This is a genomic window from Mycolicibacterium elephantis DSM 44368 (assembly GCF_004014805.1).
GTDB lineage: Bacteria > Actinomycetota > Actinomycetes > Mycobacteriales > Mycobacteriaceae > Mycobacterium > Mycobacterium elephantis.
This window is the reverse complement of record NZ_ATDN01000002.1, coordinates 77,323-101,319: the sequence shown is the minus strand read 5'-3', so window position 1 is coordinate 101,319 and position 23,997 is coordinate 77,323. Positions and strand designations below refer to the sequence as shown.

Here is a 23,997-nt window from a genome sequence, read left to right as displayed (position 1 = left end):
CGTGGAGCCTCGCCAGCGAAGAAGAGATGCGAGACGAAAGGGTGTACGTGGCAGCGACAAAGGCAAGCCCGGCAACCGACGAGCCGGTAAAGCGCACCGCTACCAAAACCCCCGCCAAGAAGGCTCCGGCGAAGTCCACCGGTACCGGGGCCGCGAAGAAGGCAGCCAACAGTTCGCCGCCGGCCAAGAAGGCCACCAAGTCCAAGGGCCGGACGGCCAAAGCGGCCAAGGCCGCCCCCGCCAAAACCGCCCCCGCCAAGGCCGCCGCCAAGGCGAAGCCGGCGTCGCGGTCGGCCAAGCCCAAGTCCGGCGCGGCGACCACTCGTGGCCGCGCCAAGAAGGCCACCGCGGCCGAGACCAAAGTCGACGACGTCGCCACCGAGGACGTCGAGACCACCGAAGACCTTGACGTCGAGCCCGGCGAGGACCTCGACGTAGAGGTCGACGCCGCCGATCTCGAGCTCGAGGACCTCGACGCCGACGACACCGAGGAAGCCGCGCCGGCTGCCGCCACCGCCCAAGAGGGCGCCGCCGACGAAGACGAGGACGACGAAGAGATCGCCGAGCCCTCGGAGAAGGACAAGGCATCGGGCGACTTCGTCTGGGACGAAGAGGAATCCGAGGCGCTGCGGCAAGCGCGTAAGGATGCCGAGCTGACTGCCTCGGCGGACTCGGTGCGTGCCTACCTCAAGCAGATCGGCAAGGTCGCGCTGCTCAACGCGGAGGAAGAGGTCGAGCTCGCCAAGCGCATCGAGGCGGGTTTGTACGCCACCCAGCTGATGACCGAGTACGCCGAGAAGGGCGAGAAGCTCACCACCGCCCAGCGCCGCGACATGATGTGGATCTGCCGCGACGGTGACCGCGCGAAAAACCATCTGCTGGAAGCGAACCTGCGTCTGGTGGTGTCGCTGGCCAAGCGCTACACCGGTCGCGGCATGGCGTTCCTGGACCTGATCCAGGAGGGCAACCTCGGGTTGATCCGTGCAGTGGAGAAGTTCGACTACACCAAGGGCTACAAGTTCTCCACCTATGCCACGTGGTGGATCCGCCAGGCGATCACCCGCGCGATGGCCGACCAGGCCCGCACCATCCGCATTCCGGTGCACATGGTCGAGGTGATCAACAAGCTCGGCCGCATCCAGCGCGAGCTGCTGCAGGACCTGGGCCGCGAGCCCACGCCCGAAGAGCTGGCCAAGGAGATGGACATCACGCCGGAGAAGGTGCTGGAGATCCAGCAGTACGCGCGTGAGCCGATCTCGCTGGACCAGACCATCGGCGACGAAGGCGATTCGCAGCTGGGCGATTTCATCGAGGACTCCGAGGCGGTCGTGGCCGTCGACGCCGTGAGCTTCACGCTGCTGCAGGACCAGCTGCAGTCGGTGCTGGAGACGCTGTCCGAGCGCGAGGCGGGAGTGGTGCGGCTGCGGTTCGGCCTCACCGACGGCCAGCCCCGCACGCTCGACGAGATCGGCCAGGTCTACGGCGTCACCCGCGAGCGCATCCGCCAGATCGAGTCCAAGACCATGAGCAAGCTGCGCCACCCGAGCCGTTCGCAGGTGCTGCGCGACTACCTGGACTAGCCGTCTTCGCGCACTGCGACGGGGCGCCGGCCTCCCGCGGACTCAGCGCCTCTTGTCGCGCACCTTGTACGTCGACGGCCACGATTCGCGGGTCTCGTCGCCCGTCAACGGGGTGCCCTTGCTGCCGATCTTGATGTCGTAGGCCTCTTTGCCCGGCCCCGCCTCGCGGTTGGCGTGCTCGGTGGCCAGATACATCAACTGATCGATCTCGGATTCGGCGAACGCGACGAAGGTGGTCTTGCGGACGATGTCGTCGGCGCCTGAGGCGATGCGGTCGGGCAGCACCCGGGTCGCGAACGCGGCGCCTGCCAACAAGACGGCCGGGACGACCCAGTAGCAGACGTACGAGAGCGGGGCGCCGCGATCGAGGATCGACGCGTCACCGGTGACGATCGGCGGGATCGCCGCCGAGACCGTCATGCTCGCGAACACCCCGACCCAGATCCACGTCAGCGTGGTGGTGACCTTCGCGAACAGATCGCTCTTGACGACGTGCGGCTGCTGCCCCGCCTCGGCGAACCCACGCACGAACGGCTTGCCGATCAGCGCGCCGACGAGCGCCGTGATGAGGGCCCCGAGGATGCTCAACGGCAGCATCCACTTCTGCGTGAACGTCTCACTGACCACGAACGTCACCACGGTCAGCACGAGAAACGTTGTGAGAGCACCTATTTCGAGCTCGCGGCCCGGTCCTCCGCGCATCTGCCCGACGGCGAAAGCCGCGACGGCCACCGCCAGCGCGATCAGCACGGCGACGGCGAACGGCACATTGCCGACGAGAACCCAGTAGACGATCCACGGCGCCAGGCCTAACAAAATGCCCACGATTTGTAAGTGTACGTAGCGGGGGTGTGCCGGTCCCTACGGCCCGAGCGCGGCAAACCGCCCGGCGGCATCCGGCAGATACGGCGTGACGCTGATCACAGCCTCGACAGGCAATGGACCGTACAAATGTGGGAACTCCATCCCCATCGGATCAGCGGGAACGCCGGGTTCCCAGCGAACCGGAGAGGACAGACGTGCGGGGTCGACGCGCAGCAGCACCAGATCGGTGCGACCGCGGTAGAGCCGGTTGGCCGGCAGATGCACCTGCTCGGGTTTCGAGAGATGCACGAACCCGGACGTCTCCAGCGAGGCCGGCCGCAGCTCGCCCGCGGTCTGGGCCGCCCGCCAGTCGTCGGCGCCGCAGAGGTGAACAAGCGCATCGGGCTGCGATGGCATATGGTCAGCCTGCCGTCTCAACGGCGCGGCGTAACGGTGAGACGCGACACACCGGTAACCATTAGGGAACAACGCCGGAAGCCGAAACGTCTGAGACAGTGGAAGCCACGCGAAGCAATACGGAGGTCGCCATGAACGCAACGCTCACCAGCCCCGAGTTGACCCGGGCTGACCGCTGCGACCGGTGTGGCGCCGCTGCGCGGGTGCGCGCGAAGCTTCCATCTGGTGCCGAGCTGCTGTTCTGCCAGCACCACGCCAACAAGCATGAATCGAAGCTGATCGAGTTGGCCGCCGTGCTTGAAAAGAGCCCGGTGGAGGTCTGATCCCACGACACGGCTTCTGCCGTGTTGGCCACGATCAGCCGTCGTCAGCAATGCTGGACTGGTCATGAAAGATGACCAGCCTCTCCCAGTACGGCCCTCGCGTCACCACATCTGGCATGTCGTCAAGCGCACGCTTGCGAAAAGCTGGGATGACTCGATCTTCTCGGAGTCGGCAGAGGCGGCGTTCTGGAGCGCGCTGTCGTTGCCGCCTCTGCTGCTGGGGATGCTCGGCAGCTTGGCCTACGTCGCGCCGCTGTTCGGCCCGGAGACACTGCCCACCATCGAAGCCCAGATCATCGACACGGCGGCCAGGTTCTTCTCGTCGAACGTCGTCGCCGAGATCATCGAGCCGACCGTGCGCGACATCGTCCAAGGGGCCCGCGGCGAGGTGGTGTCCCTCGGCTTCGTGATCTCGCTGTGGGCCGGGTCCTCGGCCATCTCCTCGTTCGTCGACTCGATCACCGAGGCCCACGATCAGACGCCGCTTCGCCATCCGGTGCGCCAGCGGTTCTACGCGCTCGGCCTCTACGTGGTGATGCTGGTCGCGGCGATCATCATGGCCCCGTTCATCGCGCTGGGGCCGCGCAAGATCGCCGAGTTCCTTCCCGACAACTGGGACCATGCGCTGCGGTTCGGCTACTACCCCGCGCTGGTGCTCGGGCTGATCGTCGGGATGACCATCCTGTACCGGGTGTCGCTGCCCAGGCCGCTGCCGTCACACCGGTTGCTACTGGGCTCGCTGCTCGCGACGGTGGTTTTCCTGCTGGCCACCTTCGGGCTGCGGTTCTATCTGACGTGGATCACCGCGACCGGCTACACGTACGGCGCCCTCGCCACGCCGATCGCCTTCCTGCTGTTCGCGTTCTTCCTCGGCTTCGCGATCATGATCGGCGCCGAACTCAACGCCGCGGTCCAGGAGGAATGGCCGGCGCCGGACACCCACGCCAAACGTTTCCGGTGGTGGCTGGCGGCCAAGGCCGAGGCGCTCAACGGCGCCGGCGAGAGACCAGCCGGCCCACCGGCCGTCGACGCGGACCCGGAACCGGTCGCCGACCGGCCTACGTCTTGAGCTTCTCGTAGATCCGCTTGCACTCCGGGCAGACGGGAGAGCCCGGCTTGGCCGACTTCGTCACGGGAAAGACCTCACCGCACAGCGCGACCACGTGCGTACCCATGACCGCACTCTCGGCGATCTTGTCCTTCTTGACGTAGTGGAAGTACTTCGGGGTGTCGTCTCCGGTGCCGTCGTCGACGCGTTCTTCGGTGTCGGTGCGTTCAATGGTCTGGGTTCGCATATATCCATTCTGCCTTCTCCAGATCCAACCCGTACAACAGACGAGAGGTGTGAAACAGTGGAGGTATGAAACACGGCCACGAGCTGAGTTTCGACGACGACGGTCGGCCCGTCTTGATCACCCGAGCCGCCCCCGCCTACGAGGAACAGCACCGGCAGCGTGTGCGGAAGTACCTCACGCTGATGTCGGTTCGCATACCGGCATTGGTGTTGGCCGCGGTCGCATACGGCATCTGGCACAACGGGTTGATTTCGTTGGCGATCATTGTGATCTCGATCCCGCTGCCGTGGATGGCGGTGCTGATCGCCAACGACCGGCCGCCGCGCCGCGCCGACGAGCCACGCCGATACAGCCCGACCCCGCCCCACTCGGAGGCGTTTCCGTCGGCGGAACGGCCCGCCATCGAAAGCGGCGAATGGTCATCGCCCCACCCGGCACCGCAAGCGAACGGCGACGACCGCCGAGGGGATGTTCCCGGCTGATCAGCTGCTGGGCTGATTCTCAGCACATTCTCAGGTCGCCGCAGACAAACCGCTGATCAACGCGTGTGAACCGGCCGAACGCCGGGAACTCTTTCGAACACGTGGGCGTTGTAGCTCATGACAGTTCGACCCGATCAGGAGGCCGTCATGGCAAATGCCACCTCAAGCCGCGTTGACCAGGACCTGGACGCCCAGAGTCCGGCCGCTGATCTCGTGCGCGTGTACCTCAACGGCATCGGCAAAACGGCCTTGCTCAATGCCGCCGATGAGGTCGAACTCGCAAAGCGTATCGAGGCAGGGCTTTACGCCAAGCACCTGCTCGAAACACGGAAGCGCTTGGGCGAGAACCGCAAACGTGATCTTGCCGCCGTGGTCCGCGACGGTGAGGCAGCACGCCGGCATCTGCTCGAGGCCAACCTGCGCCTCGTGGTGTCGCTGGCGAAGCGTTACACGGGCCGCGGTATGCCCCTGCTGGACCTCATCCAGGAGGGCAACCTCGGTCTGATCCGCGCGATGGAGAAGTTCGACTACGCCAAGGGATTCAAGTTCTCGACGTACGCCACGTGGTGGATCCGTCAGGCCATCACCCGCGGCATGGCCGACCAGAGCCGCACCATCCGGCTGCCGGTCCATCTGGTCGAGCAGGTCAACAAGCTGGCCCGGATCAAGCGTGAGCTGCACCAGAGCCTGGGCCGCGAGGCCACCGACGAGGAACTGGCCGCCGAATCCGGCATCCCGGTGGAGAAGATCACCGACCTGCTCGAGCACAGCCGCGACCCGGTGAGCCTGGACATGCCGGTCGGCACCGACGAGGAAGCCCCGCTGGGCGACTTCATCGAGGACGCCGAGGCCATGTCGGCCGAGAACGCGGTGATCTCCGAACTGCTGCACACCGACATCCGGCACGTGCTGGCCACCCTCGACGAGCGCGAGCAGCAGGTGATCCGGCTGCGCTTCGGGCTCGACGACGGTCAGCCGCGCACGCTGGACCAGATCGGCAAGCTGTTCGGCCTGTCGCGTGAGCGGGTGCGCCAGATCGAGCGTGAGGTCATGGCCAAGCTGCGGCACGGCGAACGCGCCGACCGGTTGCGCTCCTACGCCAGTTAGCCACCCCGCAGACAAGCCCGCCGATTATTTCGGCGGGCTTGTCTCGTCTGGGGCCAGGCCCGTCGCGGCGGCCTGTAAGACCCCAGTTTCTCCAGCTAAGCCGGTAGACTCGCCGTAACGGAGGGTGCCATGAACGATCTTGTCGATACCACTGAGATGTACCTGCGGACGATCTACGACCTCGAGGAAGAGGGCGTGGTGCCGCTGCGTGCGCGCATCGCGGAGCGTCTCGAGCAAAGCGGCCCGACGGTGAGCCAGACGGTCTCGCGGATGGAACGCGACGGCCTGCTGCAGGTCGCCGGTGATCGGCATCTGGAACTGTCCGAGAAGGGCCGCCAGCTGGCCGTGGCCGTGATGCGCAAGCACCGGCTGGCCGAGCGGCTGCTCGTCGACGTGATCGGCCTTCCGTGGGAAGAGGTCCACGCCGAGGCGTGTCGCTGGGAACACGTGATGAGCGAGGACGTCGAGCGCCGGCTCGTGCGGGTGCTCAACAACCCGACCACCTCGCCGTTCGGCAACCCGATCCCCGGTCTGTCCGAGCTGGGCCTGACCGGATCGACCTCCGCCGAGCAGGCCAACCTGGTCCGGCTCACCGAGCTTCCGGCCGGGATGCCCGTCGCCGTCGTCGTGCGCCGACTGACCGAGCACGTCCAGGGCGACGCCGACCTGATCGGCCGGCTCAAGGACGCCGGCGTGGTGCCCAACGCGCGCGTCACCGCGCAGACCAGCGGCAACGGCGGGGTCATGATCGTGATCCCCGGCCATGAGCAGGTGGAACTGCCCCACCAGATGGCCCATGCCGTGAAGGTCGAGAAGGTCTAACCGGCCCGCTGCCCGAACACGCGTCTGGGCGGTAACTGCACGCCCAGGCGGTCGGCCAGCCGTAACCCCGTGGCGGCGAGCTCGCGGATCTGTTCGGGCCGCATCCCCGACTGCAGCGCCGTGTCGAGCATTCCCGCCATTCGGTGGGTGGCGTCGCAGCGCAGCGCGGCCTCCAGCGACACCCCCGCCAGCGGGCCGTCGCCGCGCACGTACGCCGAATAGGCCAGCAGCACCAGCGCCTCGACCCGCCAGGGTTCGGGAAGCCGCCGCGACAGTTCGGCCCACAACGACTCGGCCTGACCGGCGCTCTCCCCCACCGCCAACGCGTAGAGCGTGTCGCGCACGGTGGTATCGGTCAGCGCCGCTGCCAGCCGCGCCAGGGTCGCGTCGGACAGGTCGTCTCCGTCGGCGACCTTTGCGGCCGCTTCGATGGCGGCCTCGACGTCGCTTCGGGCTTTCGCGTCGGTGCGGCGGCTGTCGTGGCGAATGACCCCGGCCAGCGCCGCGGCGCGCGCGGGATCGCGGATCGCGATGACGTCCTGCAGTTCCGCCCGGCGCGCGTAGAGCCTGCGCCCGTCCAGCACGGCCGCGGCCGCCAGCGGCGAGGCCGACGGGTCCTCGATGACCCCGGCGCTGCCGCAGCCGTCGACGCAGTGCCACCGACCGCCGGCAGCCACGCGGTCGACCACATGCGCGGCGAGCAGTTCGATGCCCTGCCCGGCGAGCGCGGTCGCCAGCTCACCGACCAACTCGCGGTAATCGTCGTTGCACAGGCGGCAGTTCGCGCCTTGCTCGTCGACCACCACCACGATCGCCGCGTCCGGCCGCGCCGCGGCGGCCACCTCGGCGATGTGTTCGACGGGCAACTCGTCTGACAGATCAACCCTCATGACGCAGCCCAACGCGCCGCGTTCGACGGTCACCAGCACGAGAGATTTCTCCGGCACGAAGCCGAGCACGGCGGGCAGGGCGGCGATCAGCACGCCGGGTCGGTTGAGGTGGAAATCGGGTGATTGCGATGTGGTCATATGCCCACCGTCGCCAGAAAACCGACGGGTTCCGCCGGTTCGGGGCGTCGCAGCGGGCCGGCTGGGGATGAATTCGCGGTTGGGGATGAACGAGCGTCGACCTAGACGCTGCGCCGCACCTTCAACACCGCGTCGTTGAAGAGCGTGTGCAGCGACACGGTGTCGGGGTCCTGGGCGTCACCCTGGTGCAGCCAGGTGGCGCTGACCCGGGTGTCGCCGATCTGCGCGGTGAACGTCAGCGTCCGGCGCACCGGGCCGTCCGACTGTGGCGTGACGGTCTGGTCGACGGCGAAGCTGTCGTCGGCATCGACCGGCGGGCTGGGCAGCATCGTCACCGTCACGTCGGAGGTGACGCCGTGATGCGCGGTGGTGAACGACGCGCACCTGCGCAGCTGCTCACCTCGTGCCCGCAGGTCCGCCGCCGGACGGGTGACCGCGACGATCAGGCTGCTGGCCGTCGCGCTGTCGATGCCTTCGGCGGCCACGCTGCGGTGCGACTCCAGCGGCGGGGGCGCGCAATCCGCCGGCGTGACCACCGACCCGGGCGCGACGCCGTCGATGTCGTTCAGCGCCCGATACACCGCGGTGCCGTCGAGCACCGCGGCCGGATACTGCGCGGGAAAGCGCGCCGGTTCGATCAACAGCTCGTCGATCGGCACCGGCGCGGAATCGGCGAGACGCGCGGTCCCGACCACCACCCGACCGCAGCCTGTGAGCACCGTCGACGCCATGACCAGCGCACATCCGTACACCCACCACGCCCGCGTGTTGATCATCGCGGTCATCGTCTCATCGCCGCGGCCGGCCGGCCAAAAGGCGCGCGCCACCGCCGCGGCTGAAGAGATCATGAATTCACGCGAGTCACCGTGCAAGATCCGCACGACCCGCGTACACCTTTTGCTATGGGTGCCGTGGGTTCAATGCTGGAGTACGACCTCGTCGTCATCGGTTCCGGTCCCGGCGGCCAGAAGGCCGCCATCGCCGCGGCGAAGCTGGGCAAGGCGGTCGCAGTCGTCGAACGAGGCCGAATGCTGGGCGGGGTTTGCGTCAACACCGGCACGATCCCGTCCAAGACGCTGCGCGAGGCCGTCATCTACCTCACCGGGCTGAGCCAGCGCGAGCTGTACGGAAGCAGTTACCGCGTCAAGGAGAAGATCACCCCCGCCGACCTGCTGGCCCGCACCACCCACGTGATCGGCAAGGAACAAGACGTCGTCCGTTCCCAGCTGATGCGCAACCGCATCGACCTGATCCAGGGCCACGGCCGCTTCGTCGACGCGCACACCGTGCTGGTCGAGGAACCGACCCGCGGGGAACGCACCACGGTCCGCGGCGACTACATCGTCATCGCGACGGGCACCAAACCGGCCCGCCCGACCGGCGTGGAGTTCGACGAGGAGCGGGTGCTGGACTCCGACGGCATCCTGGACCTCAAATCGCTGCCGTCCACGATGGTGGTGGTCGGCGCCGGGGTGATCGGCCTCGAGTACGCGTCGATGTTCGCCGCGCTGGGCACCAAGGTCACTGTCGTCGAGAAGCGCGGCAGCATGCTGGACTTCTGCGACCCCGAGATCGTGGAGGCGCTGAAGTTTCACCTGCGCGATCTCGCGGTGACGTTCCGGTTCGGCGAGGAGGTGACCGCCGTCGACGTCGGCTCCGCGGGCACCGTCACCACCCTGGCCAGCGGCAAGCAGATCCCGGCCGAGACGGTGATGTACTCCGCGGGCAGACAGGGCCAGACCGATCACCTCGATCTGGGCAACGCGGGGCTTCAGACCGACGACCGCGGCCGCATCCACGTCGACAGCAACTACCAGACCAAGGTCGACCACATCTACGCCGTCGGCGACGTGATCGGGTTCCCGGCGCTGGCCGCCACCTCGATGGACCAAGGCAGGCTGGCCGCCTATCACGCGTTCGGCGAGCCCGCCAAGGGCATGACCGATCTGCAGCCGATCGGCATCTACTGCATTCCGGAGGTGTCCTACGTCGGGGCCACCGAGGTGGAACTGACGAACAAGGCGGTGCCGTACGAGGTCGGGGTGGCACGGTACCGCGAGTTGGCGCGCGGGCAGATCGCCGGCGACTCCTACGGCATGCTCAAGCTGCTGGTGTCCACCGATGACCTCAAGCTGCTCGGGGTGCACATCTTCGGCACCAGCGCCACCGAGATGGTGCACATCGGCCAGGCGGTGATGGGCTGCGGCGGCACGGTGGAATACCTCGTGGACGCGGTGTTCAACTATCCGACGTTCTCGGAGGCCTACAAGGTCGCCGCCCTGGACGTGATGAACAAGCTGTGGGCGTTGAACCACTTCCGCAGATGAATGGGAACGGCACGCGGCGGGAACGCAAGGTGGCAGAAGTTAGTTGTCACGATAGGAAGCGTTAATGTCTTGGCACCGCGGTGAGGAGACGAAAGCATGACAGAGAGTCAAGGGAGTCCCGAACAGCAGTACCAGCCCGAGCAGACCGGCATGTACGAGCTGGAGTTCCCGGCGCCCAAGCTGTCCTCTGCGGACGGCCGTGGTCCGGTGATGATTCACGCGCTGGAAGGCTTCTCCGACGCCGGGCACGCCATCCGGCTGGCCGCCCAGCATCTCAAGAACACCCTCGACACCGAGTTGGTGGCGTCGTTCGCGATCGATGAGCTGCTCGACTACCGCTCCCGCCGTCCGCTGATGACCTTCAAGACCGACCACTTCACCAACTACGAGGACCCGGAGCTCAACCTCTACGCGCTGCACGACAGCGTCGGCACCCCGTTCCTGCTGCTCGCCGGGCTGGAACCGGACCTGCGCTGGGAGCGGTTCATCACCGCGGTGCGGCTGCTGGCCGAGCGGCTCGGGGTGCGCCGGGTGATCGGGCTGGGCACCATCCCGATGGCCGTCCCCCACACGCGGCCGATCACGCTCACCGCACACTCCAGCGACAAGGAGCTGATCGCCGACCACCAGCCGTGGGTGGGCGAGGTGCATGTGCCGGCCAGTGTGTCGAACCTGCTGGAGTTCCGGATGTCCCAGCACGGCCACGAGGCGGTCGGGTTCACCGTGCACGTCCCGCACTACCTGGCGCAGACCGCCTATCCCCCGGCCGCCGAGGCGCTGCTGGCCGAGGCCGCCAGAAGCGGCTCGCTGCAGATCCCGCTGGACGCCCTGGCCAAGGCGGGCGCCGAGGTGCTCGACAAGATCAACGAGCAAGTCGAAGGCAGTGCCGAGGTCGCGCAGGTGGTCAGCGCATTGGAGCGCCAGTACGACGCGTTCGTCGCGGCCCAGGAGAACCGGTCGCTGCTGGCGCACGACGAGGATCTGCCCAGCGGCGACGAGCTCGGCGCCGAGTTCGAACGATTCCTGGCCCAACAGGCCGGCGACAAATCCAAGGACCCGTTCCGCGACGGCGACGACCTCCGATAGCGCGGTCGCCAGCGGCCGGTTAAGTTGTCGCAATGGCCGCTCGAAAGCCCAACCTGCGCTCGGTGCGGGACCTGACGCCATCGCTGAAATACCGCACGATCCACGGATATCGGCGGGCCTTCCGGATCGCCGGGTCGGGACCGGCGATCCTGCTGATCCACGGCATCGGCGACAACTCAACCACGTGGAGCGCGGTGCAGTCCAAGCTTGCGCAGCGGTTCACCGTCATCGCCCCTGATCTGCTGGGGCACGGCAGATCCGACAAGCCGCGCGCGGACTACTCGGTGGCCGCCTACGCCAACGGCATGCGCGACCTGCTCAGCGTGCTCGACATCGAACGGGTGACCGTGATCGGGCACTCGCTCGGCGGCGGGGTGGCGATGCAGTTCGCCTACCAGTACCCCCAACTCGTCGACCGGCTGATCCTCGTCGCCGGCGGCGGGGTCACCAAGGACGTCAACCTGGCGCTGCGGTTCGCGTCCCTGCCGATGGCCGGCGAGGCGCTTGGGTTGCTTCGCCTGCCCCTGGTGCTGCCCACGATCCAGGCGATGGGCCGGGCGGCGGGGGCGCTGTTCGGCTCGACCGGGCTGGGCCGCGACATCCCCAACATGCTGCGCATCCTGGCCGATCTACCCGAGCCGACGGCGTCGTCGGCGTTCACCCGCACGCTGCGCGCGGTGGTCGACTGGCGCGGCCAGGTCGTCACCATGCTCGACCGCTGTTATCTCACCCAGTCGGTTCCGGTGCAATTGATCTGGGGCACAGACGATTCAGTGATCCCGGTGAGCCACGCCCTGCTCGCCCACGCCGCGATGCCCGGTTCGGTGTTGGAGATCTTCGAAGGCTCCAGCCATTTCCCGTTCCACGACGACCCCGACCGCTTCGTCGAGGCCGTCGAGACGTTCATCGATTCCACGGAACCGCCGGTGTATGACCCGGAGTTCCTGCGCGGTCTGTTGCGGGCCGGCGCCAGCGAGCACACCATCTCCGGCTCGGCCGACACCCGCACCGCGGTGCTCGACGCGATGGACACCGACGAGCGCAGCGCCACCTGAGTCGACGCGGCGCGGACGCGCGGCCGACACAAAGTAGCATCGGCGCATGGCCATCGACGTGACGGTGTTGCGCGTTTTCACCGACCAGGACGGCAAGCACGGAAATCCGCTCGGTGTCGTCGACGCCAGCACCGTGGACCCGGGCGATCGGCAACGGATCGCGACCCAATTGGGTTACAGCGAGACGGTGTTCGTCGATCGCCCGCAGCCGGGAACCAACACCACGCACGCGCGCATCTACACACCGGCCAGCGAGTTGGCCTTCGCGGGGCATCCGACTGTCGGCGCCGCGTGGTGGCTGCGCGAGCAGGGCACACCGGTGCACACTCTGCAGGTGCCGGCCGGCATCGTCCAGGTGGCCCATGAGGACGGTCTCACCGCCGTCAGCGCCCGCTCGGAGTGGGCTCCGGAGTTCGCCATCCACGACCTCACCTCGACCGAGGAGGTGCTGGCCGCCGACCCTTCGGACTACCCCGACGACGTCAACCACTACCTGTGGGCATGGGTGGACCGGGAGAAGGGAGTGGTGCGGTCGCGAATGTTCGCGACCGACCTCGGCGTGCCGGAGGACGAGGCCACCGGATCGGCCGCGGTGCGCATGACCGACTACCTCAGCCGCGACCTGACGATCGTGCAGGGCAAGGGTTCGGAGATCTTCACCCGATGGAGCGCTGAGGGCTGGGTGCGCATCGCCGGGCGCGTCGTCTACGACGGCACCCGCGAAATCGACTGAGCGGCGCCCCGGGGCGTCAGCCGGCGGAGTGCTGCGGAGCCTTGCGGTGCGCGCGCAGCGCCTCGATCTCGCGTTCGAAGTCCTCTGCCGAACTGAAGCCGCGGTAGACGGAGGCGAACCGCAGGTACGCCACCTCGTCGAGTTCTCGCAGCGGGCCGAGGATGGCCAGCCCGACGTCGTGGCTGGGCACCTCGGGTGACCCGGCCGCCCGGACGGTGTCCTCGACCTGCTGCGCAAGCAGGTTCAACGCGTCGTCGTCGACCTGGCGGCCCTGACACGCACGCCGGACACCACTGATGACCTTTTCCCGGCTGAACGGCTCGGTGACACCGCTGCGCTTGACCACCGCGAGCACGGCGGTCTCCACCGTGGTGAACCGCCTGCCGCACTCCGGGCACGAGCGGCGGCGCCGAATGGCCTGGCCTTCATCGGTCTCACGGGAATCGACCACCCGCGAGTCGGGGTGACGACAGAACGGACAGTGCATCACCGCTCCTTCGCCACGCCAATACACGACTACCTGGGACGACATTGAGCGTACCTGCGTCATACCCCGACAGCCCAGAATCGGGGCGATCTTGGCGTACCGTGCCGCGACGTCGATGAACGTCGATGTGCCACACGGCATTTCCCCGCACACGGCGCGGTCAGCCGATCGGCGCGATGAGTGTCTGACCGGCGTACAGCGCAGCCGAGTCGAGTTCGTTGAGCTCGCGGATCCGCTCCGCCACCGCGGCGACGGGGGCGTCGGGGGCGACCCGCTTGGCCACCGTGTTCAGCGTCTCCCCGGTGTGCACCTGGACCACGGCGAGCCGCTCCGGCACGGCGTCGGGGTTCCCGACCACGCCGCCGAACTGGGCGACCAGGCCCAGCCACACCGTGATGGCCGCTGCCACCAGGGAAAGCAGGACCGTGGTGGCCGGGGTGATCGGGCGACGCCGGTGCGGCGCCCGCGACATCACGACGCCGGTGCCCCGGTATCTGATCCGCGGCCGCCGCGTCGCCGGCCTGCGGCGCGCACCGGACGGCCGGGTTCCCGGCCTGACCACGGGTTCCGCCTGAATCTTCCGGGTCTCGATGATCGTCATCTTCCTGCCTTCCGGTCCGCACGTTTCGCTCTTGTGTTCGAAGATAGTCGATCAGGTGTTCGATTAATAGAACGTGTGATCGAACTGTTGCAAACGATATCGGGACCCTCTGACATTTCTCGGCGGCGGAAAAGTCGTCGGCCTCCGGCGCGACACGCGTCGAACACATGTTTGATTATTCGGCGCCGGCGCGTTACATTCGGCGCCATGGATTCCAGCAGCGATTCCCCGGGCGGGACGGAAAGCACCGGCGGGCGCCGACACCCGGACACGGGTTTGACCGAGCGTCAGCGCACCATCCTGGAGGTCATCCGCGCGTCGGTCACCAGCCGCGGTTACCCCCCGAGCATCAGGGAGATCGGTGATGCGGTCGGCTTGACGTCCACGTCGTCGGTGGCTCACCAGCTGCGGACGCTGGAGCGCAAGGGGTACCTGCGCCGCGATCCCAACCGGCCCAGGGCGGTCGACGTGCGCGGCGCCGACGACAACGTGACGCATCCGGTCACCGACGTGGCGGGGTCCGACGCGCTACCGGAGCCGACGTTCGTTCCGGTGCTGGGCCGTATCGCGGCCGGCGGCCCGATCCTGGCCGAGGAGGCCGTCGAGGACGTGTTCCCGTTGCCGCGCGAGCTCGTCGGCGAGGGATCGCTGTTCCTGCTCAAAGTCGTCGGCGAGTCGATGGTCGACGCGGCGATCTGCGACGGCGACTGGGTGGTGGTGCGTCAGCAGAACGTCGCCGAGAACGGGGACATCGTCGCGGCGATGATCGACGGGGAGGCCACGGTCAAGACGTTCAAGCGCACCGGCGGTCAGGTGTGGCTGATGCCGCACAACCCGGCGTTCGACCCGATCCCCGGCAACGAGGCGGCCGTGCTCGGCAAGGTCGTCACCGTGATCCGCAAGGTCTGACGGACCGTCCTAATCCCCGGGTACGAACCCGTTGGCGCGAGCGAATTCCTCGCTGGTGAACCAGATTTCGGCCTCAGCCTCGTCGTAGTGGGCGCTGTCGGGCAGCCAGTAGCGTCCTGACTTGGTGTCCGCCTTGATCGGATATCCCTCCGGGGCGTCGCCCGAGCTGTCGAGCGAAAGACGAAACGCCGGCTGCGCCGGTTCGGGTTCGTCGGGATCGATGCGGGCGTGCCTGCCGGTGTCGGTCAGGGAGCTGCGTTCGGCCGCGGTGGGTACCGGGGTCGGCGCGGTGTCGACGTTGTCGGGATCTTCTTCTTCATCGAGTTCTGCCGCCGGCTGCTCGCCCTGTTCGGCCTCGACCTCTGGCTCGGCCTCGGGTTCGACGCCGACCTCCGCGGGCAGCGGCGCCTCCCACGGGCTCGACGCGGGCTCGGAGGTGGACGCCTGCTCAGGTGTCGAGGACAGCGAACCCAGACCCTCACGCGTGTACCGGTCCCCGAACAGGGCCGCGTCGTAGTCGTCGCCGAACACCCCAGGCTGCGGGGCGCTCGCGGCGGCACCGTAGGCGGGGGCAGCGTCCTCCTCGGCGCCAATCCGCGCCTCGTCGTCGTAGCGGCCGTCGTCGTAGCGGCCGTCGTGCCCGCCGTCCTCGAACCCGCCGGGGCCCGGCGCGAATTGGTCGTCACGGCCCCGCCGATTGCGCAGCGCCGCGAAGACCACCAGCCCGATCAGGATCAGGGCGGGCACGATGGCGAGCAGCCACCACCAACTCCACTGAAAACCCTTGCCGTCGGCGGCCTGCGGTCCGGGCGCCGCGGGCGCGTCCTGGCCGGGCACCTGCAGGCCGGCCAGCTCCGACGCCAGGTTGGCCGGCTCGGTCTTGAAGGAGTTCGTCGACCGGTTCCACGAGATGACGCCACCGCTGAACCGCTGGGAGACGACGTCGCCATTCTCGGTCTGGTCGGACATGGGCGCCCCGAGCGGTCCCTGCCCGCCGCCGAGTTTGTCCCACGCCGCGTTCATCGCTCCGCGCACGATGACCGCGCCGTAGTCGGGCGTCCAGAAGATCACCGGCTTGTCCTCGGCGGCGAACGTGCTCATCCGGCTGTTGGTGATCCCGCCGTCGACCTCACCGGTGACCGGGAACCCGAGATCGCCCTCGGGTCCGCCGACGCTCTCGTACTTGTCGAGCACCTGGCCGGTGAGAACGTTGGCACCCGTGTCCGGGGAGTAGAAGATCTTGCCACCGGCGAAGTTCTGGCCGAGCCCGTCCGCCCCGATCTGGTAGGGCGGCCCCTCCGCGGCACCCAGCGGTCCCATCGCTCCACCCGCGGCGCGCCTGGCCGCGTTGATGGACGCGACCGGGTCATCCGGAACCTCCAGGCCTTCCAATTGGCCGGCCAGTTCCGGCGGCACGGTGGTGAAGGTCTTGGTCTTGGTGTTGTAGGACAGCTCGCCGCCGGTGAATCTCTGGCTGACGACGTCGCCCTGGTACCGCTCGTCCTCGGCGGGCACCCCGAGAGCTCCGGACGATCCGCCGAGTCTGTCCCACGCGGCGTTGATCGGGCCGCGAACCACCCTGGCGCCGGTGTCGGGGGTCCAGAAGATCACTGGGTTGTCGCTGGCGCTGAACGTCGAGTTGCGGCTGCCGGGCGCGCGTCCGGGTCCCTCGTCGATGGTGGGGAAACCCAGGTCGCTGTCGGCCGGGCCACCCAGCGACTCGTATTTCTCCAGGATCGCGCCCTGCATGAAGTGCGCGCCGGTGTCCGGGGTGAAGAACATCTTGCCGGCGACGAAGTCCTGGGCGAAACCGTCGCCGACGGCATAGACCTCGCCCTGCCTCGGCCCGAGCGCACCGCCGTCGCCGCCGTTGGCCTCCCACGCCGCGGTGATCGCGTCGTTGGCTTCCACCTCCGGCTGGGCAAATGCGACCGGGGCCGTCAGCACCATCGCCGTCACCGACAACAGCCCGACGACCAAGGGGCCGATCCGTCTCATACGCCGGGTCCCGTGCCCGCTCATCCGATCCTCCCGCGGTCGGCGCGTAATTCTTGATTCGGTACCGCGCCCTCAATTGGCGTCAACAACCAAAAAACAAGCTGACCTTCGAGAGAAAATACCTGCCGGGGCGCGAAAGTTCCGAACACCTCGCAAGTCGTGTCCGATCGAAGACCGCCGAAGAATCATCCGTTCGACGCGGTCATCACCGCCATCGCCGAGGCCCCAGCCCCGATCCGCGCTGGTCAGACGCCGAGGCTGCGGCCGATGATTTCCTTCATGATCTCGGTCGTGCCGCCGTAAATGGTCTGCACCCGAGAGTCCAGATACGCACGAGCAACCGGATATTCCCGCATATAGCCGTATCCGCCGTGCAATTGCAGGCACCGGTCGACCAAATACACCTGCTTCTCGGTCGAATACCATTTCGCCATCGCGGCCTGCTCGGCAGTCAGCTTGCCGGACAGATGAAGTTGGACGAACTCGTCGACCATGATCCGCACCGCCGTGGCTTCGGTCGCGAGTTCGGCGAGCAGGAACCTGCTGTTCTGCAGGCTGCCGATCGGACGCCCGAATGCCTTGCGCTCCTTGGCATATTGCAGAGTGAGCGCCAGTGTCGACTCCATCGCCGCAGCGGCGATCACGGCGATCCCGATCCGCTCCTGCGGCAGGTTCTGCATCAGGTAGACGAAGCCCTGACCTTCCTCACCGAGCAGGTTCTCCACCGGCACCCGCACGTCGGTGAACGACAATTCCGCGGTGTCTTGGGCGTCCAACCCGATTTTGTCGAGTTTGCGGCCACGCTCGAATCCCGCCATGCCGCGCTCGACGACCAGCAACGAGAATCCCTGGGCGCCCTTGTCCGGATCGGTGCATGCGGCCACGATCACCAGATCGGCGTTGATGCCGTTGGTGATGAACGTCTTGGCGCCGTTGAGGATGTAGTGGTCACCGTCTCGAACGGCGCGCGTCTTGATGCCCTGCAGGTCGCTTCCGGTGCCCGGTTCGGTCATGGCGATCGCGGTGATCAGCTCACCGGTGCAGAACTGCGGCAGCCACCGCTGTTTCTGCTCCTCGTTGGTGAGTTTGATCAGGTACGGGGCCACCACGTCGTTGTGCAGGCCGAAACCCAGACCGCTGTAGCCGCCCGCGGTGGTCTCCTCGACGACGACCATGTTGTAGCGGTAGTCGGGGTTGCCGCCTCCCCCGTACTCCTCGGGCACGGCCATCCCGAGGAAGCCCTGCTTGCCGGCCTCCAGCCACACGCCGCGGTCGACGATCTTGCCCTTCTCCCACTGCTCGTGATGCGGTGCGACGTGACGCTCCAGAAACGCCCGGTATGACTCGCGAAAGAGGTCATGTTCGGGCTCGAAGAGGGTTCGGTCGTACTGCACGACGCCGGCCATGGACACCTCCGGGCACAATTTTCCGTTTCGTCAATTTAGCCGACCCGACCAGCTGGTTGGTCGCAAATGCGCCTTTGGAGGCCCCCAACCCTCCGAGATCTGCAACATGGCTGCGCGACGATCCACGACCCTCGCGCAGCAATCGGCGCAATACAGCCGGGCGAGGTGATGTCGCACACGACGGGTTTAGCCGCTGGCGGAAAACGGGAAATAACCCGTCACGTCCAAGCCCACCGGGAGGAAGAACAGCATGTCGGACAAGAACAACAGCGGCCCCGAGGAAGCCATCAAAGGGGTTGTCGAAGGCGTCAAGGGCAAGGCCAAAGAGGTCGCTGGCGCGGTCACCGGCCGCGACGATCTGTACAAGGAAGGCCAGGCGCAGCAGGACAAGGCCGACGCACAGCGCAACGCCGCGCAGAAGGAAGCCGAAGCCGAAAGCGCTCGCGCCGCAGCCAAAACCGCCGAGAAGCGCCAAGAGGCCGAGCAGCGCTAGCGGTCATCGCCTGACATACGGGAAAGGGACGCGCGGGGCCAGAGCCCTTCGCGTCCCTTTTCGTGCGCGGAATCCGCCGTCAGGCCGTGGCGTATTCGCGCAAGCTGGCCGCCAACGAAACCGGCACGCGCGCTTTGATTCTCGTGCCGAATTCGGTGTGCTCGGTGGCGTCGATCCGGCCGTCGGCGTGCACCTTGTTCACGAGATCACCTCGGTCATAAGGAATTGTCACGTCGACGACAGTGTCGGTCGGAGCGATCAGCTCGGCCATCCGCTGCTGCAGCCGCTCCAGCCCGTCACCGGTGTGCGCGGAGACGAACACCGCATCCGGAAGTGCGCGCCGCAGCTGGGCGAGCGCCAGATCACCTGCGATGTCGATCTTGTTGACCACCAACAACTCCGGCGCAGCCTTTCCGTTGCGCTCGGCGATCACCTCGTTGACGACTTCGCGCACGGCGTTGATCTGCGCCAGCGGGTTGACATCGGAGCCGTCGACGACGTGCACCAACAGATCGGCGTCGACCACCTCTTCCAGCGTGGAGCGGAACGCCTCCACCAACTGGGTGGGCAGGTGCCGCACGAACCCGACGGTGTCGGTCAGCACGAACGGGCGACCGTCGGCGAATTCCCCACGGCGCGTTGTGGGTTCGAGCGTGGCGAACAACGCGTCCTCGACCAGCACACCCGCACCGGTCAGCGCGTTGAGCAGGCTGGACTTACCCGCGTTGGTATATCCGACGATCGCAATCGACGGAATCTCGCTGCGCCGGCGGCCACTGCGCTGGGTGTCGCGGACCTTCTTCATGTCCTTGATGTCGCGCCGCAGCCTGGCCATCCGCTCACGGATACGGCGGCGGTCGGTCTCGATCTTCGTCTCACCCGGACCGCGCAGGCCCACACCGCCGCCGGCACCGCCGGCGCGGCCACCGGCCTGCCGTGACATCGACTCACCCCAACCACGCAGCCGCGGCAGCATGTACTCCATCTGCGCGAGCGAGACCTGCGCCTTGCCCTCCCGGCTGGTCGCGTGCTGGGCGAAGATGTCCAGGATCAGCGCGGTGCGGTCGATCACCTTGACCTTGACCGCCTTTTCCAGCGCGGTGAGCTGCGCGGGGCTGAGCTCACCGTCGCAGATGACGGTGTCGGCGCCGGTGGCCAGCACGACCTCGCGCAGCTCCTGCGCCTTGCCGGAGCCGATGTAGGTCGCGGGATCGGGCTTGTCGCGGCGCTGAATCAGCCCTTCGAGCACTTCGGAGCCTGCGGTCTCGGCCAACGCCGCCAGTTCGGCGAGGCTGGCCTCGGCGTCGGCCGCGCTGCCCTCGGTCCACACGCCGACCAGCACAACGCGTTCCAGCCGCAGCTGGCGGTACTCGACCTCGGAGACATCGGTCAGTTCGGTCGACAATCCGGCCACGCGGCGCAGCGCCGTGCGGTCTTCGAGCGCGAGCTCACCCGTGCTGGGGGTGTCGTGGACGGGAAATTCGGGATACGTCATAGGCGAATCAAGGTTCGCACGGAGATCACTTTTCATGCACCTCAATTAACGTTGCGACGCGCGCCACCATTCCCCCGAAATCTCACCGTGGGCCACCAGCACCGACGGACCGCGCAGGTAACTGCTGGTGTCGGTGACGGTGACGGTCACCTCGCCGCCGGGGATGCGCACGCGCAGTGTCCCGGTGGTGGCGCCGGAGAACGCCAGCGCGGCGACGGCGGCCGCGACGGTTCCGGTGCCGCAGGAACGGGTTTCGCCGACGCCGCGTTCGTGCACGCGCATCGAGATCGTCCCATCGACCGGTGCGGTCAACACCTCGACGTTCACCCCTTCGGGGAACTGTGCGCTGTCGAAGGACACGGGCGCCGCGACATCGAGGGCGGACAACTCGTCGAGCGTCAGATCGGGGTCCACACAGGCCAGATGGGGGTTGCCCACGTCGATCGCCAGGCCCGCGAACGGCCGGCCCCCCACGATCGCCTCCCCCGTGCCGAAGTGGTTGGCCTTGCCCATTTCCACGGTGACGTCCGCGGTGGTGCCGTCCCACTCGTGCAGCACCACGGGACGCGGCCCGGCCAGCGAGCCGACGACGAATTCGTCGCGCGTCTCCAGCCCGCCGGCGCGCAGGAAGTGGGCGAACACCCGCACCCCGTTGCCGCACATCTGCGCGATCGAGCCGTCGGCGTTGCGGTAGTCCATGTACCAGTCGTCGGCGTCGACGCCCTCGGGTGGCCGGTCGAGCACGCCTGCGCGCTGTGCGGCGCCCGCCCTGGTGACTCGCAGCACGCCGTCGGCGCCCAGACCCTGGCGGCGGTCGCAGAGCGCCGTCACCCCGGCTGGGGTCAGCTCCAGCTCGGCGTCGGGGTCTTCGAGCAGCACGAAGTCGTTCTGTGTGCCGTGCCCCTTGGCGAACCTCACCAGCTCAGGATACGTGCCGCCACACCCGCAGAACCGCGTCGACGTTGTCCGTCGCGGCCCCGTCGAGCCAGGTGATGCGGTGGTCGCGGCGAAACCACGACCGTTGCCGACGCACGTAGCGGCGGGTGCCGACGAACGTCGGCTCGCGGGCCCCCGTGCCGTCGCCGCCGCTGTCGAGGTCGGCGATGACCTGGGCGTAGCCCAGCGCGCGTGACGCGGTGACGCCGTCGCGCAGCCCGCGACCCAGCAGCGTCAGCACCTCGTCGACCAGGCCGTCGGCGAACATCTTGTCGGTGCGACGTTTCAGGCGTTCATCGAGAACGACTGTGTCCCAATCCAATCCGATGATGGCGGTGTCCCAGCGCGGTGCGCCGATCTCCGGGAACGACGCCGCGAACGGCTGGCCGGTCAGCTCGATCACCTCCAGCGCCCGCACGATGCGGCGGCCGTCGGTCGGCAGAATCGACGCCGCCGCGGCGGGGTCCACCTGCTCCAGTTCGGCGTGCAGGGCGCCCACACCGACCTCGGCGAGCCGCTGTTCCCATTTCGCCCGCACCGCCGGGTCGGTGGCCGGGAACGTCCAGTCGTCGAGCAGGGACTGGACGTACATCATCGACCCGCCGACCACGATCGGCACCGCACCGCGGGCCGCGATGGCCTCGACGTCGGCGGCCGCGGCCTGCTGGTAGCGCGCCACGCTGGCGGTCTCGGTCACCTCGAGCACGTCGAGCTGATGGTGTGGGATGCCGCGACGCTGGGCCACCGACAGCTTGGCGGTGCCGATGTCCATCCCGCGGTACAGCTGCATGGCGTCGGCGTTCACGATCTCGCCACCGACGCGCTCGGCCAGCGTGAGCGCCAGGTCCGACTTCCCGGTGCCGGTCGGGCCGACGATCGCGATCGGTCGCGTCATGAGTGCCAGACGCCGGCGAAGTAGCCGACCCCGTAGGGCGCTCCGCGGTACAGCTCGGTGGCGGTGGCCGGGCCGGGCTCGGCCAGCCCCGCGAGCACCTGATAGCCGACCCGCCCGACGACGCCGTCGGACAGCCGGGTCAGGGCGGCGGCGTCCCCGCCGGCCAGCGCGTCGTCGAGCGCGGCCTGAACGAGCAGTGAATCCGGGTCGTATCCGCCCGGCGCGCTGGGGGTCAGCGTGTGCGCGCCGTCGGCGACGACGAGCACGCCGACGGGTTCGGTTGCGGCGTCGATCTCGGCGCGCAGCGCTCGGCCCCGGTCCAGCGCGGCGTCGACCCCGAGGTCTTCGGCGTAGACCCGCACCTCGGCGTGCGCGTCGGGGTTGGCCTGACCGCGCAGCCACCCGGTGATCAACCCGCACAACGGCAGCCAAGCGGGTTCCCCGTCGACGTCGGGGGCCAGCGTGACGCGGACGTCGACGCCGTAGCCGGCGAAGGTCCCGGGCCGGTGCGGCGCGACGACGGCGTCGGCGCGGTCCACCCCGACCCCGATCCAGCGGGTCGGCAGGGCGGCCGCTGCCGTGATCGCCGCCTGGCGCAGATCCGCCAGCTCCGCGGCGGCGCCGGCAGCGAGTTGCGGAACCATGACCGGTGCCGACGGAACGATGGCGATCGCGCTCAACACGCCCCCACGCTAATGCGGCACAGCGGGTCGCTCGACGCTGGCCGCCTCGCCGCGGGCCAGGGCGGCCGTCGCGACCACCATGACGCCGACGGCGACGACCAGGGCCAGCCAGCCGGCGTCGTCTCGGCGCAACGACTCCCCGAGGATGACGACGCCGAGCACCGACGCCACCACCGGCTCGGCCACGGTCATCGTCGGCAGCGACGCGGTCAGCGCGCCGGCCCGAAACGACGCCTGCTGCAACACGGTGCCCGCGATGGCCACCGACGCCCACGCATACAGCTCGGGCGCGCGCAGCAGCGCCAGCACGCCGGCCCAGCTGCCGAAGTCGAGCTGGTGGACGACGCCCTTGGTCAGCACCGCGAACAGCCCCCACAGCGCACCGGAGGCCAGGGCTAACAGCACCGCGCTCGCGGGTCCCGTCAGGACCCTGGCGCCGACCACGCACAGCACCAGCGCCGGGCCGAGCACCGCCAGCACCGCGGTCCAGACCTCGACCGATCCGCGGGCGTGCCCCGCGGTCGGGTTGCCGACGGTGATGATGACCGCAACGGAGACCGCGAGCAGCACCGCCCAGGTCCACTCCCAGCGGGTCACCCGCCGATGTGCCTGCCGCGCCGACAACGGCAGCGCGAACAGCAGCGAGGTCACCAGCAGCGCCTGCACCAGAAGCACCGAACCCAGACCCAGCGCGGCGGCCTGCAGGCCGAACCCGACGGCGGCCACCAGGCTGCCCAGCCACCACCGGCGATCGCGCAGTAACCGCAGGAACAGCTCGGTGTGACCGACCGGTTCGTCGGTCACCTCCTGGGCTTGACGCTGGTGGACGACGTCGCCGATCGCGATGAACACCGCGGCGCCGATGGCCAGCAGGGCGGCGACATCGCTCGGCTCGCTGATGCCGACCATCGCCCTCCTCGTCGTTGTCGTCCAGAAGAGGCTAGAGCGTGCATCTCGAAGCCGTGCGCACGCGGCGCGGCAACCTGTTTGAATAGCGGTGAAGCGATGAGGCGCCGCGTTGCGCGGCAGGTGCGC

Annotated in this window: 26 protein-coding genes; 12 read left to right on the top strand and 14 right to left on the bottom strand. The window is 68.2% G+C overall.

Features of this window, described 5'->3' with window-relative positions; genetic code table 11:
- Window positions 1-47 precede the first annotated feature (47 nt).
- Complete coding sequence (locus MELE44368_RS02915) at window positions 48-1,580, top strand: RNA polymerase sigma factor (protein WP_128107111.1); 1,533 nt, start codon at window positions 48-50, stop codon at window positions 1,578-1,580.
- Window positions 1,581-1,622: 42 nt separating this feature from the next.
- Here the strand turns inward: MELE44368_RS02915 and MELE44368_RS02910 are convergent, their stop codons facing one another.
- Window positions 1,623-2,405 carry a hypothetical protein gene (locus MELE44368_RS02910; protein ID WP_128107110.1) on the bottom strand — a complete coding sequence of 261 codons (783 nt, stop codon included), beginning with the start codon at window positions 2,403-2,405 and terminating at the stop codon, window positions 1,623-1,625.
- Window positions 2,406-2,441: 36 nt separating this feature from the next.
- Window positions 2,442-2,801 carry a DUF952 domain-containing protein gene (locus MELE44368_RS02905; RefSeq protein WP_128107109.1) on the bottom strand — a complete coding sequence of 120 codons (360 nt, stop codon included), beginning with the start codon at window positions 2,799-2,801 and terminating at the stop codon, window positions 2,442-2,444.
- 131 nt (window positions 2,802-2,932) lie between these two features.
- On the opposite strand from MELE44368_RS02905, the gene MELE44368_RS02900 reads away from it, so the two are divergent.
- Entirely contained in the window at window positions 2,933-3,124 is a 192-nt protein-coding gene (locus MELE44368_RS02900; protein WP_128107108.1) for a DUF7455 domain-containing protein, read from the top strand.
- A gap of 64 nt (window positions 3,125-3,188) precedes the next feature.
- Window positions 3,189-4,193 carry a YihY/virulence factor BrkB family protein gene (locus MELE44368_RS02895; protein ID WP_128107107.1) on the top strand — a complete coding sequence of 335 codons (1,005 nt, stop codon included), beginning with the start codon at window positions 3,189-3,191 and terminating at the stop codon, window positions 4,191-4,193.
- Here MELE44368_RS02895 and MELE44368_RS02890 read toward each other — a convergent pair.
- Complete coding sequence (locus tag MELE44368_RS02890; RefSeq protein ID WP_128107106.1) at window positions 4,183-4,419, bottom strand: DUF3039 domain-containing protein; 237 nt, start codon at window positions 4,417-4,419, stop codon at window positions 4,183-4,185. The two genes, MELE44368_RS02895 and MELE44368_RS02890, sit on opposite strands and share 11 nt — an antisense overlap.
- Before the next feature lie 65 nt (window positions 4,420-4,484).
- Between MELE44368_RS02890 and MELE44368_RS02885 the strand changes: the two genes are divergently transcribed.
- The 3 genes from MELE44368_RS02885 (at window position 4,485) to MELE44368_RS02875 (ending at window position 6,830) form a co-directional block, all read left to right on the top strand.
- Window positions 4,485-4,901 (top strand): DUF3099 domain-containing protein, encoded by a 417-nt coding sequence (locus tag MELE44368_RS02885; protein ID WP_128107105.1) that lies wholly within the window; start codon window positions 4,485-4,487, stop codon window positions 4,899-4,901.
- Between the two features lie 147 nt (window positions 4,902-5,048).
- Window positions 5,049-6,008, top strand: coding sequence for a sigma-70 family RNA polymerase sigma factor SigB (sigB, locus tag MELE44368_RS02880; RefSeq protein WP_128107104.1), 960 nt, complete (start codon window positions 5,049-5,051; stop codon window positions 6,006-6,008).
- A 129-nt stretch (window positions 6,009-6,137) separates the two neighbouring features.
- A complete protein-coding gene (locus MELE44368_RS02875; RefSeq protein ID WP_128107103.1) occupies window positions 6,138-6,830 on the top strand; it encodes an iron-dependent transcriptional repressor DtxR in 693 nt (230 codons plus the stop codon).
- Here MELE44368_RS02875 and MELE44368_RS02870 read toward each other — a convergent pair.
- Together MELE44368_RS02870 and MELE44368_RS02865 are read right to left on the bottom strand one after the other, a co-directional pair.
- Entirely contained in the window at window positions 6,827-7,858 is a 1,032-nt protein-coding gene (locus MELE44368_RS02870; RefSeq protein ID WP_128107102.1) for a DUF4192 domain-containing protein, read from the bottom strand. The two genes, MELE44368_RS02875 and MELE44368_RS02870, sit on opposite strands and share 4 nt — an antisense overlap.
- A 101-nt stretch (window positions 7,859-7,959) precedes the next feature.
- Complete coding sequence (locus tag MELE44368_RS02865; RefSeq protein WP_241566452.1) at window positions 7,960-8,706, bottom strand: hypothetical protein; 747 nt, start codon at window positions 8,704-8,706, stop codon at window positions 7,960-7,962.
- Between the two features lie 72 nt (window positions 8,707-8,778).
- Between MELE44368_RS02865 and sthA the strand changes: the two genes are divergently transcribed.
- The 4 genes from sthA to MELE44368_RS02845 all read left to right on the top strand — a co-directional run bounded on the left by sthA (window position 8,779) and on the right by MELE44368_RS02845 (window position 13,059).
- Window positions 8,779-10,185 carry a Si-specific NAD(P)(+) transhydrogenase gene (sthA, locus tag MELE44368_RS02860; RefSeq protein WP_128107183.1) on the top strand — a complete coding sequence of 469 codons (1,407 nt, stop codon included), beginning with the start codon at window positions 8,779-8,781 and terminating at the stop codon, window positions 10,183-10,185.
- Window positions 10,186-10,281: 96 nt separating this feature from the next.
- Window positions 10,282-11,271, top strand: a complete 990-nt coding sequence (locus MELE44368_RS02855; protein ID WP_128107101.1) for a proteasome assembly chaperone family protein — start codon at window positions 10,282-10,284, stop codon at window positions 11,269-11,271.
- 32 nt (window positions 11,272-11,303) lie between these two features.
- Window positions 11,304-12,326 carry an alpha/beta fold hydrolase gene (locus MELE44368_RS02850; RefSeq protein ID WP_128107100.1) on the top strand — a complete coding sequence of 341 codons (1,023 nt, stop codon included), beginning with the start codon at window positions 11,304-11,306 and terminating at the stop codon, window positions 12,324-12,326.
- Window positions 12,327-12,372: 46 nt separating this feature from the next.
- Window positions 12,373-13,059 carry a PhzF family protein gene (locus MELE44368_RS02845; RefSeq protein ID WP_128107099.1) on the top strand — a complete coding sequence of 229 codons (687 nt, stop codon included), beginning with the start codon at window positions 12,373-12,375 and terminating at the stop codon, window positions 13,057-13,059.
- A gap of 16 nt (window positions 13,060-13,075) precedes the next feature.
- Here MELE44368_RS02845 and nrdR read toward each other — a convergent pair whose 3' ends face one another.
- Window positions 13,076-13,546 carry a transcriptional regulator NrdR gene (gene nrdR, locus MELE44368_RS02840; protein ID WP_046754362.1) on the bottom strand — a complete coding sequence of 157 codons (471 nt, stop codon included), beginning with the start codon at window positions 13,544-13,546 and terminating at the stop codon, window positions 13,076-13,078.
- A gap of 160 nt (window positions 13,547-13,706) precedes the next feature.
- Complete coding sequence (locus MELE44368_RS02835; protein WP_128107098.1) at window positions 13,707-14,147, bottom strand: LysM peptidoglycan-binding domain-containing protein; 441 nt, start codon at window positions 14,145-14,147, stop codon at window positions 13,707-13,709.
- A 207-nt stretch (window positions 14,148-14,354) separates the two neighbouring features.
- Between MELE44368_RS02835 and lexA the strand changes: the two genes are divergently transcribed.
- The gene (lexA, locus tag MELE44368_RS02830; RefSeq protein ID WP_128107097.1) at window positions 14,355-15,056 is read left to right on the top strand and encodes a transcriptional repressor LexA; all 702 of its coding nucleotides are present in this window, start codon (window positions 14,355-14,357) and stop codon (window positions 15,054-15,056) included.
- Between the two features lie 9 nt (window positions 15,057-15,065).
- Here the strand turns inward: lexA and MELE44368_RS02825 are convergent, their stop codons facing one another.
- Together MELE44368_RS02825 and MELE44368_RS02820 are read right to left on the bottom strand one after the other, a co-directional pair.
- A complete protein-coding gene (locus MELE44368_RS02825; protein ID WP_128107096.1) occupies window positions 15,066-17,078 on the bottom strand; it encodes an LGFP repeat-containing protein in 2,013 nt (670 codons plus the stop codon).
- Between the two features lie 221 nt (window positions 17,079-17,299).
- The gene (locus MELE44368_RS02820; RefSeq protein ID WP_128107095.1) at window positions 17,300-18,460 is read right to left on the bottom strand and encodes an acyl-CoA dehydrogenase family protein; all 1,161 of its coding nucleotides are present in this window, start codon (window positions 18,458-18,460) and stop codon (window positions 17,300-17,302) included.
- 250 nt (window positions 18,461-18,710) lie between these two features.
- On the opposite strand from MELE44368_RS02820, the gene mbp1 reads away from it, so the two are divergent.
- A complete protein-coding gene (mbp1, locus tag MELE44368_RS02815) occupies window positions 18,711-18,953 on the top strand; it encodes a microaggregate-binding protein 1 (RefSeq protein ID WP_128107094.1) in 243 nt (80 codons plus the stop codon).
- Window positions 18,954-19,032: 79 nt separating this feature from the next.
- Here the strand turns inward: mbp1 and hflX are convergent, their stop codons facing one another.
- Genes hflX through MELE44368_RS02790 form a run of 5 tightly spaced genes read right to left on the bottom strand, consistent with a single transcriptional unit; the run spans window position 19,033 to window position 23,871 of the window.
- Complete coding sequence (gene hflX / locus MELE44368_RS02810) at window positions 19,033-20,448, bottom strand: GTPase HflX (protein ID WP_128107093.1); 1,416 nt, start codon at window positions 20,446-20,448, stop codon at window positions 19,033-19,035.
- A 45-nt stretch (window positions 20,449-20,493) separates the two neighbouring features.
- Complete coding sequence (gene dapF / locus MELE44368_RS02805) at window positions 20,494-21,366, bottom strand: diaminopimelate epimerase (RefSeq protein ID WP_128107092.1); 873 nt, start codon at window positions 21,364-21,366, stop codon at window positions 20,494-20,496.
- Window positions 21,367-21,370: 4 nt separating this feature from the next.
- Window positions 21,371-22,279, bottom strand: a complete 909-nt coding sequence (gene miaA, locus MELE44368_RS02800) for a tRNA (adenosine(37)-N6)-dimethylallyltransferase MiaA (protein ID WP_128107091.1) — start codon at window positions 22,277-22,279, stop codon at window positions 21,371-21,373.
- Complete coding sequence (locus MELE44368_RS02795; protein ID WP_128107090.1) at window positions 22,276-22,962, bottom strand: class III extradiol ring-cleavage dioxygenase family protein; 687 nt, start codon at window positions 22,960-22,962, stop codon at window positions 22,276-22,278. Before MELE44368_RS02795 ends, miaA begins: the two co-directional genes overlap by 4 nt.
- 9 nt (window positions 22,963-22,971) lie before the next feature.
- Window positions 22,972-23,871 (bottom strand): DMT family transporter, encoded by a 900-nt coding sequence (locus MELE44368_RS02790; RefSeq protein ID WP_128107089.1) that lies wholly within the window; start codon window positions 23,869-23,871, stop codon window positions 22,972-22,974.
- Window positions 23,872-23,997: the final 126 nt, after the last annotated feature.

Coding starts and splice junctions, on each gene's coding strand:
- sthA (WP_128107183.1), top strand. CDS start 8,779: ATGCTGGAGTACGACCTCGTCGTCATCGGTTCCGGTCCCGGCGGCCAG.
- MELE44368_RS02905 (WP_128107109.1), bottom strand. CDS start 2,801: ATGCCATCGCAGCCCGATGCGCTTGTTCACCTCTGCGGCGCCGACGAC.
- MELE44368_RS02845 (WP_128107099.1), top strand. CDS start 12,373: ATGGCCATCGACGTGACGGTGTTGCGCGTTTTCACCGACCAGGACGGC.
- MELE44368_RS02825 (WP_128107096.1), bottom strand. CDS start 17,078: ATGAGCGGGCACGGGACCCGGCGTATGAGACGGATCGGCCCCTTGGTC.
- miaA (WP_128107091.1), bottom strand. CDS start 22,279: ATGACGCGACCGATCGCGATCGTCGGCCCGACCGGCACCGGGAAGTCG.
- MELE44368_RS02820 (WP_128107095.1), bottom strand. CDS start 18,460: ATGGCCGGCGTCGTGCAGTACGACCGAACCCTCTTCGAGCCCGAACAT.
- MELE44368_RS02790 (WP_128107089.1), bottom strand. CDS start 23,871: ATGGTCGGCATCAGCGAGCCGAGCGATGTCGCCGCCCTGCTGGCCATC.
- hflX (WP_128107093.1), bottom strand. CDS start 20,448: ATGACGTATCCCGAATTTCCCGTCCACGACACCCCCAGCACGGGTGAG.
- MELE44368_RS02870 (WP_128107102.1), bottom strand. CDS start 7,858: ATGACCACATCGCAATCACCCGATTTCCACCTCAACCGACCCGGCGTG.
- MELE44368_RS02865 (WP_241566452.1), bottom strand. CDS start 8,706: ATGATCTCTTCAGCCGCGGCGGTGGCGCGCGCCTTTTGGCCGGCCGGC.
- nrdR (WP_046754362.1), bottom strand. CDS start 13,546: ATGCACTGTCCGTTCTGTCGTCACCCCGACTCGCGGGTGGTCGATTCC.
- MELE44368_RS02895 (WP_128107107.1), top strand. CDS start 3,189: ATGAAAGATGACCAGCCTCTCCCAGTACGGCCCTCGCGTCACCACATC.
- MELE44368_RS02850 (WP_128107100.1), top strand. CDS start 11,304: ATGGCCGCTCGAAAGCCCAACCTGCGCTCGGTGCGGGACCTGACGCCA.
- MELE44368_RS02885 (WP_128107105.1), top strand. CDS start 4,485: ATGAAACACGGCCACGAGCTGAGTTTCGACGACGACGGTCGGCCCGTC.
- MELE44368_RS02900 (WP_128107108.1), top strand. CDS start 2,933: ATGAACGCAACGCTCACCAGCCCCGAGTTGACCCGGGCTGACCGCTGC.
- lexA (WP_128107097.1), top strand. CDS start 14,355: ATGGATTCCAGCAGCGATTCCCCGGGCGGGACGGAAAGCACCGGCGGG.
- mbp1 (WP_128107094.1), top strand. CDS start 18,711: ATGTCGGACAAGAACAACAGCGGCCCCGAGGAAGCCATCAAAGGGGTT.
- MELE44368_RS02855 (WP_128107101.1), top strand. CDS start 10,282: ATGACAGAGAGTCAAGGGAGTCCCGAACAGCAGTACCAGCCCGAGCAG.
- MELE44368_RS02835 (WP_128107098.1), bottom strand. CDS start 14,147: ATGACGATCATCGAGACCCGGAAGATTCAGGCGGAACCCGTGGTCAGG.
- MELE44368_RS02890 (WP_128107106.1), bottom strand. CDS start 4,419: ATGCGAACCCAGACCATTGAACGCACCGACACCGAAGAACGCGTCGAC.
- sigB (WP_128107104.1), top strand. CDS start 5,049: ATGGCAAATGCCACCTCAAGCCGCGTTGACCAGGACCTGGACGCCCAG.
- MELE44368_RS02875 (WP_128107103.1), top strand. CDS start 6,138: ATGAACGATCTTGTCGATACCACTGAGATGTACCTGCGGACGATCTAC.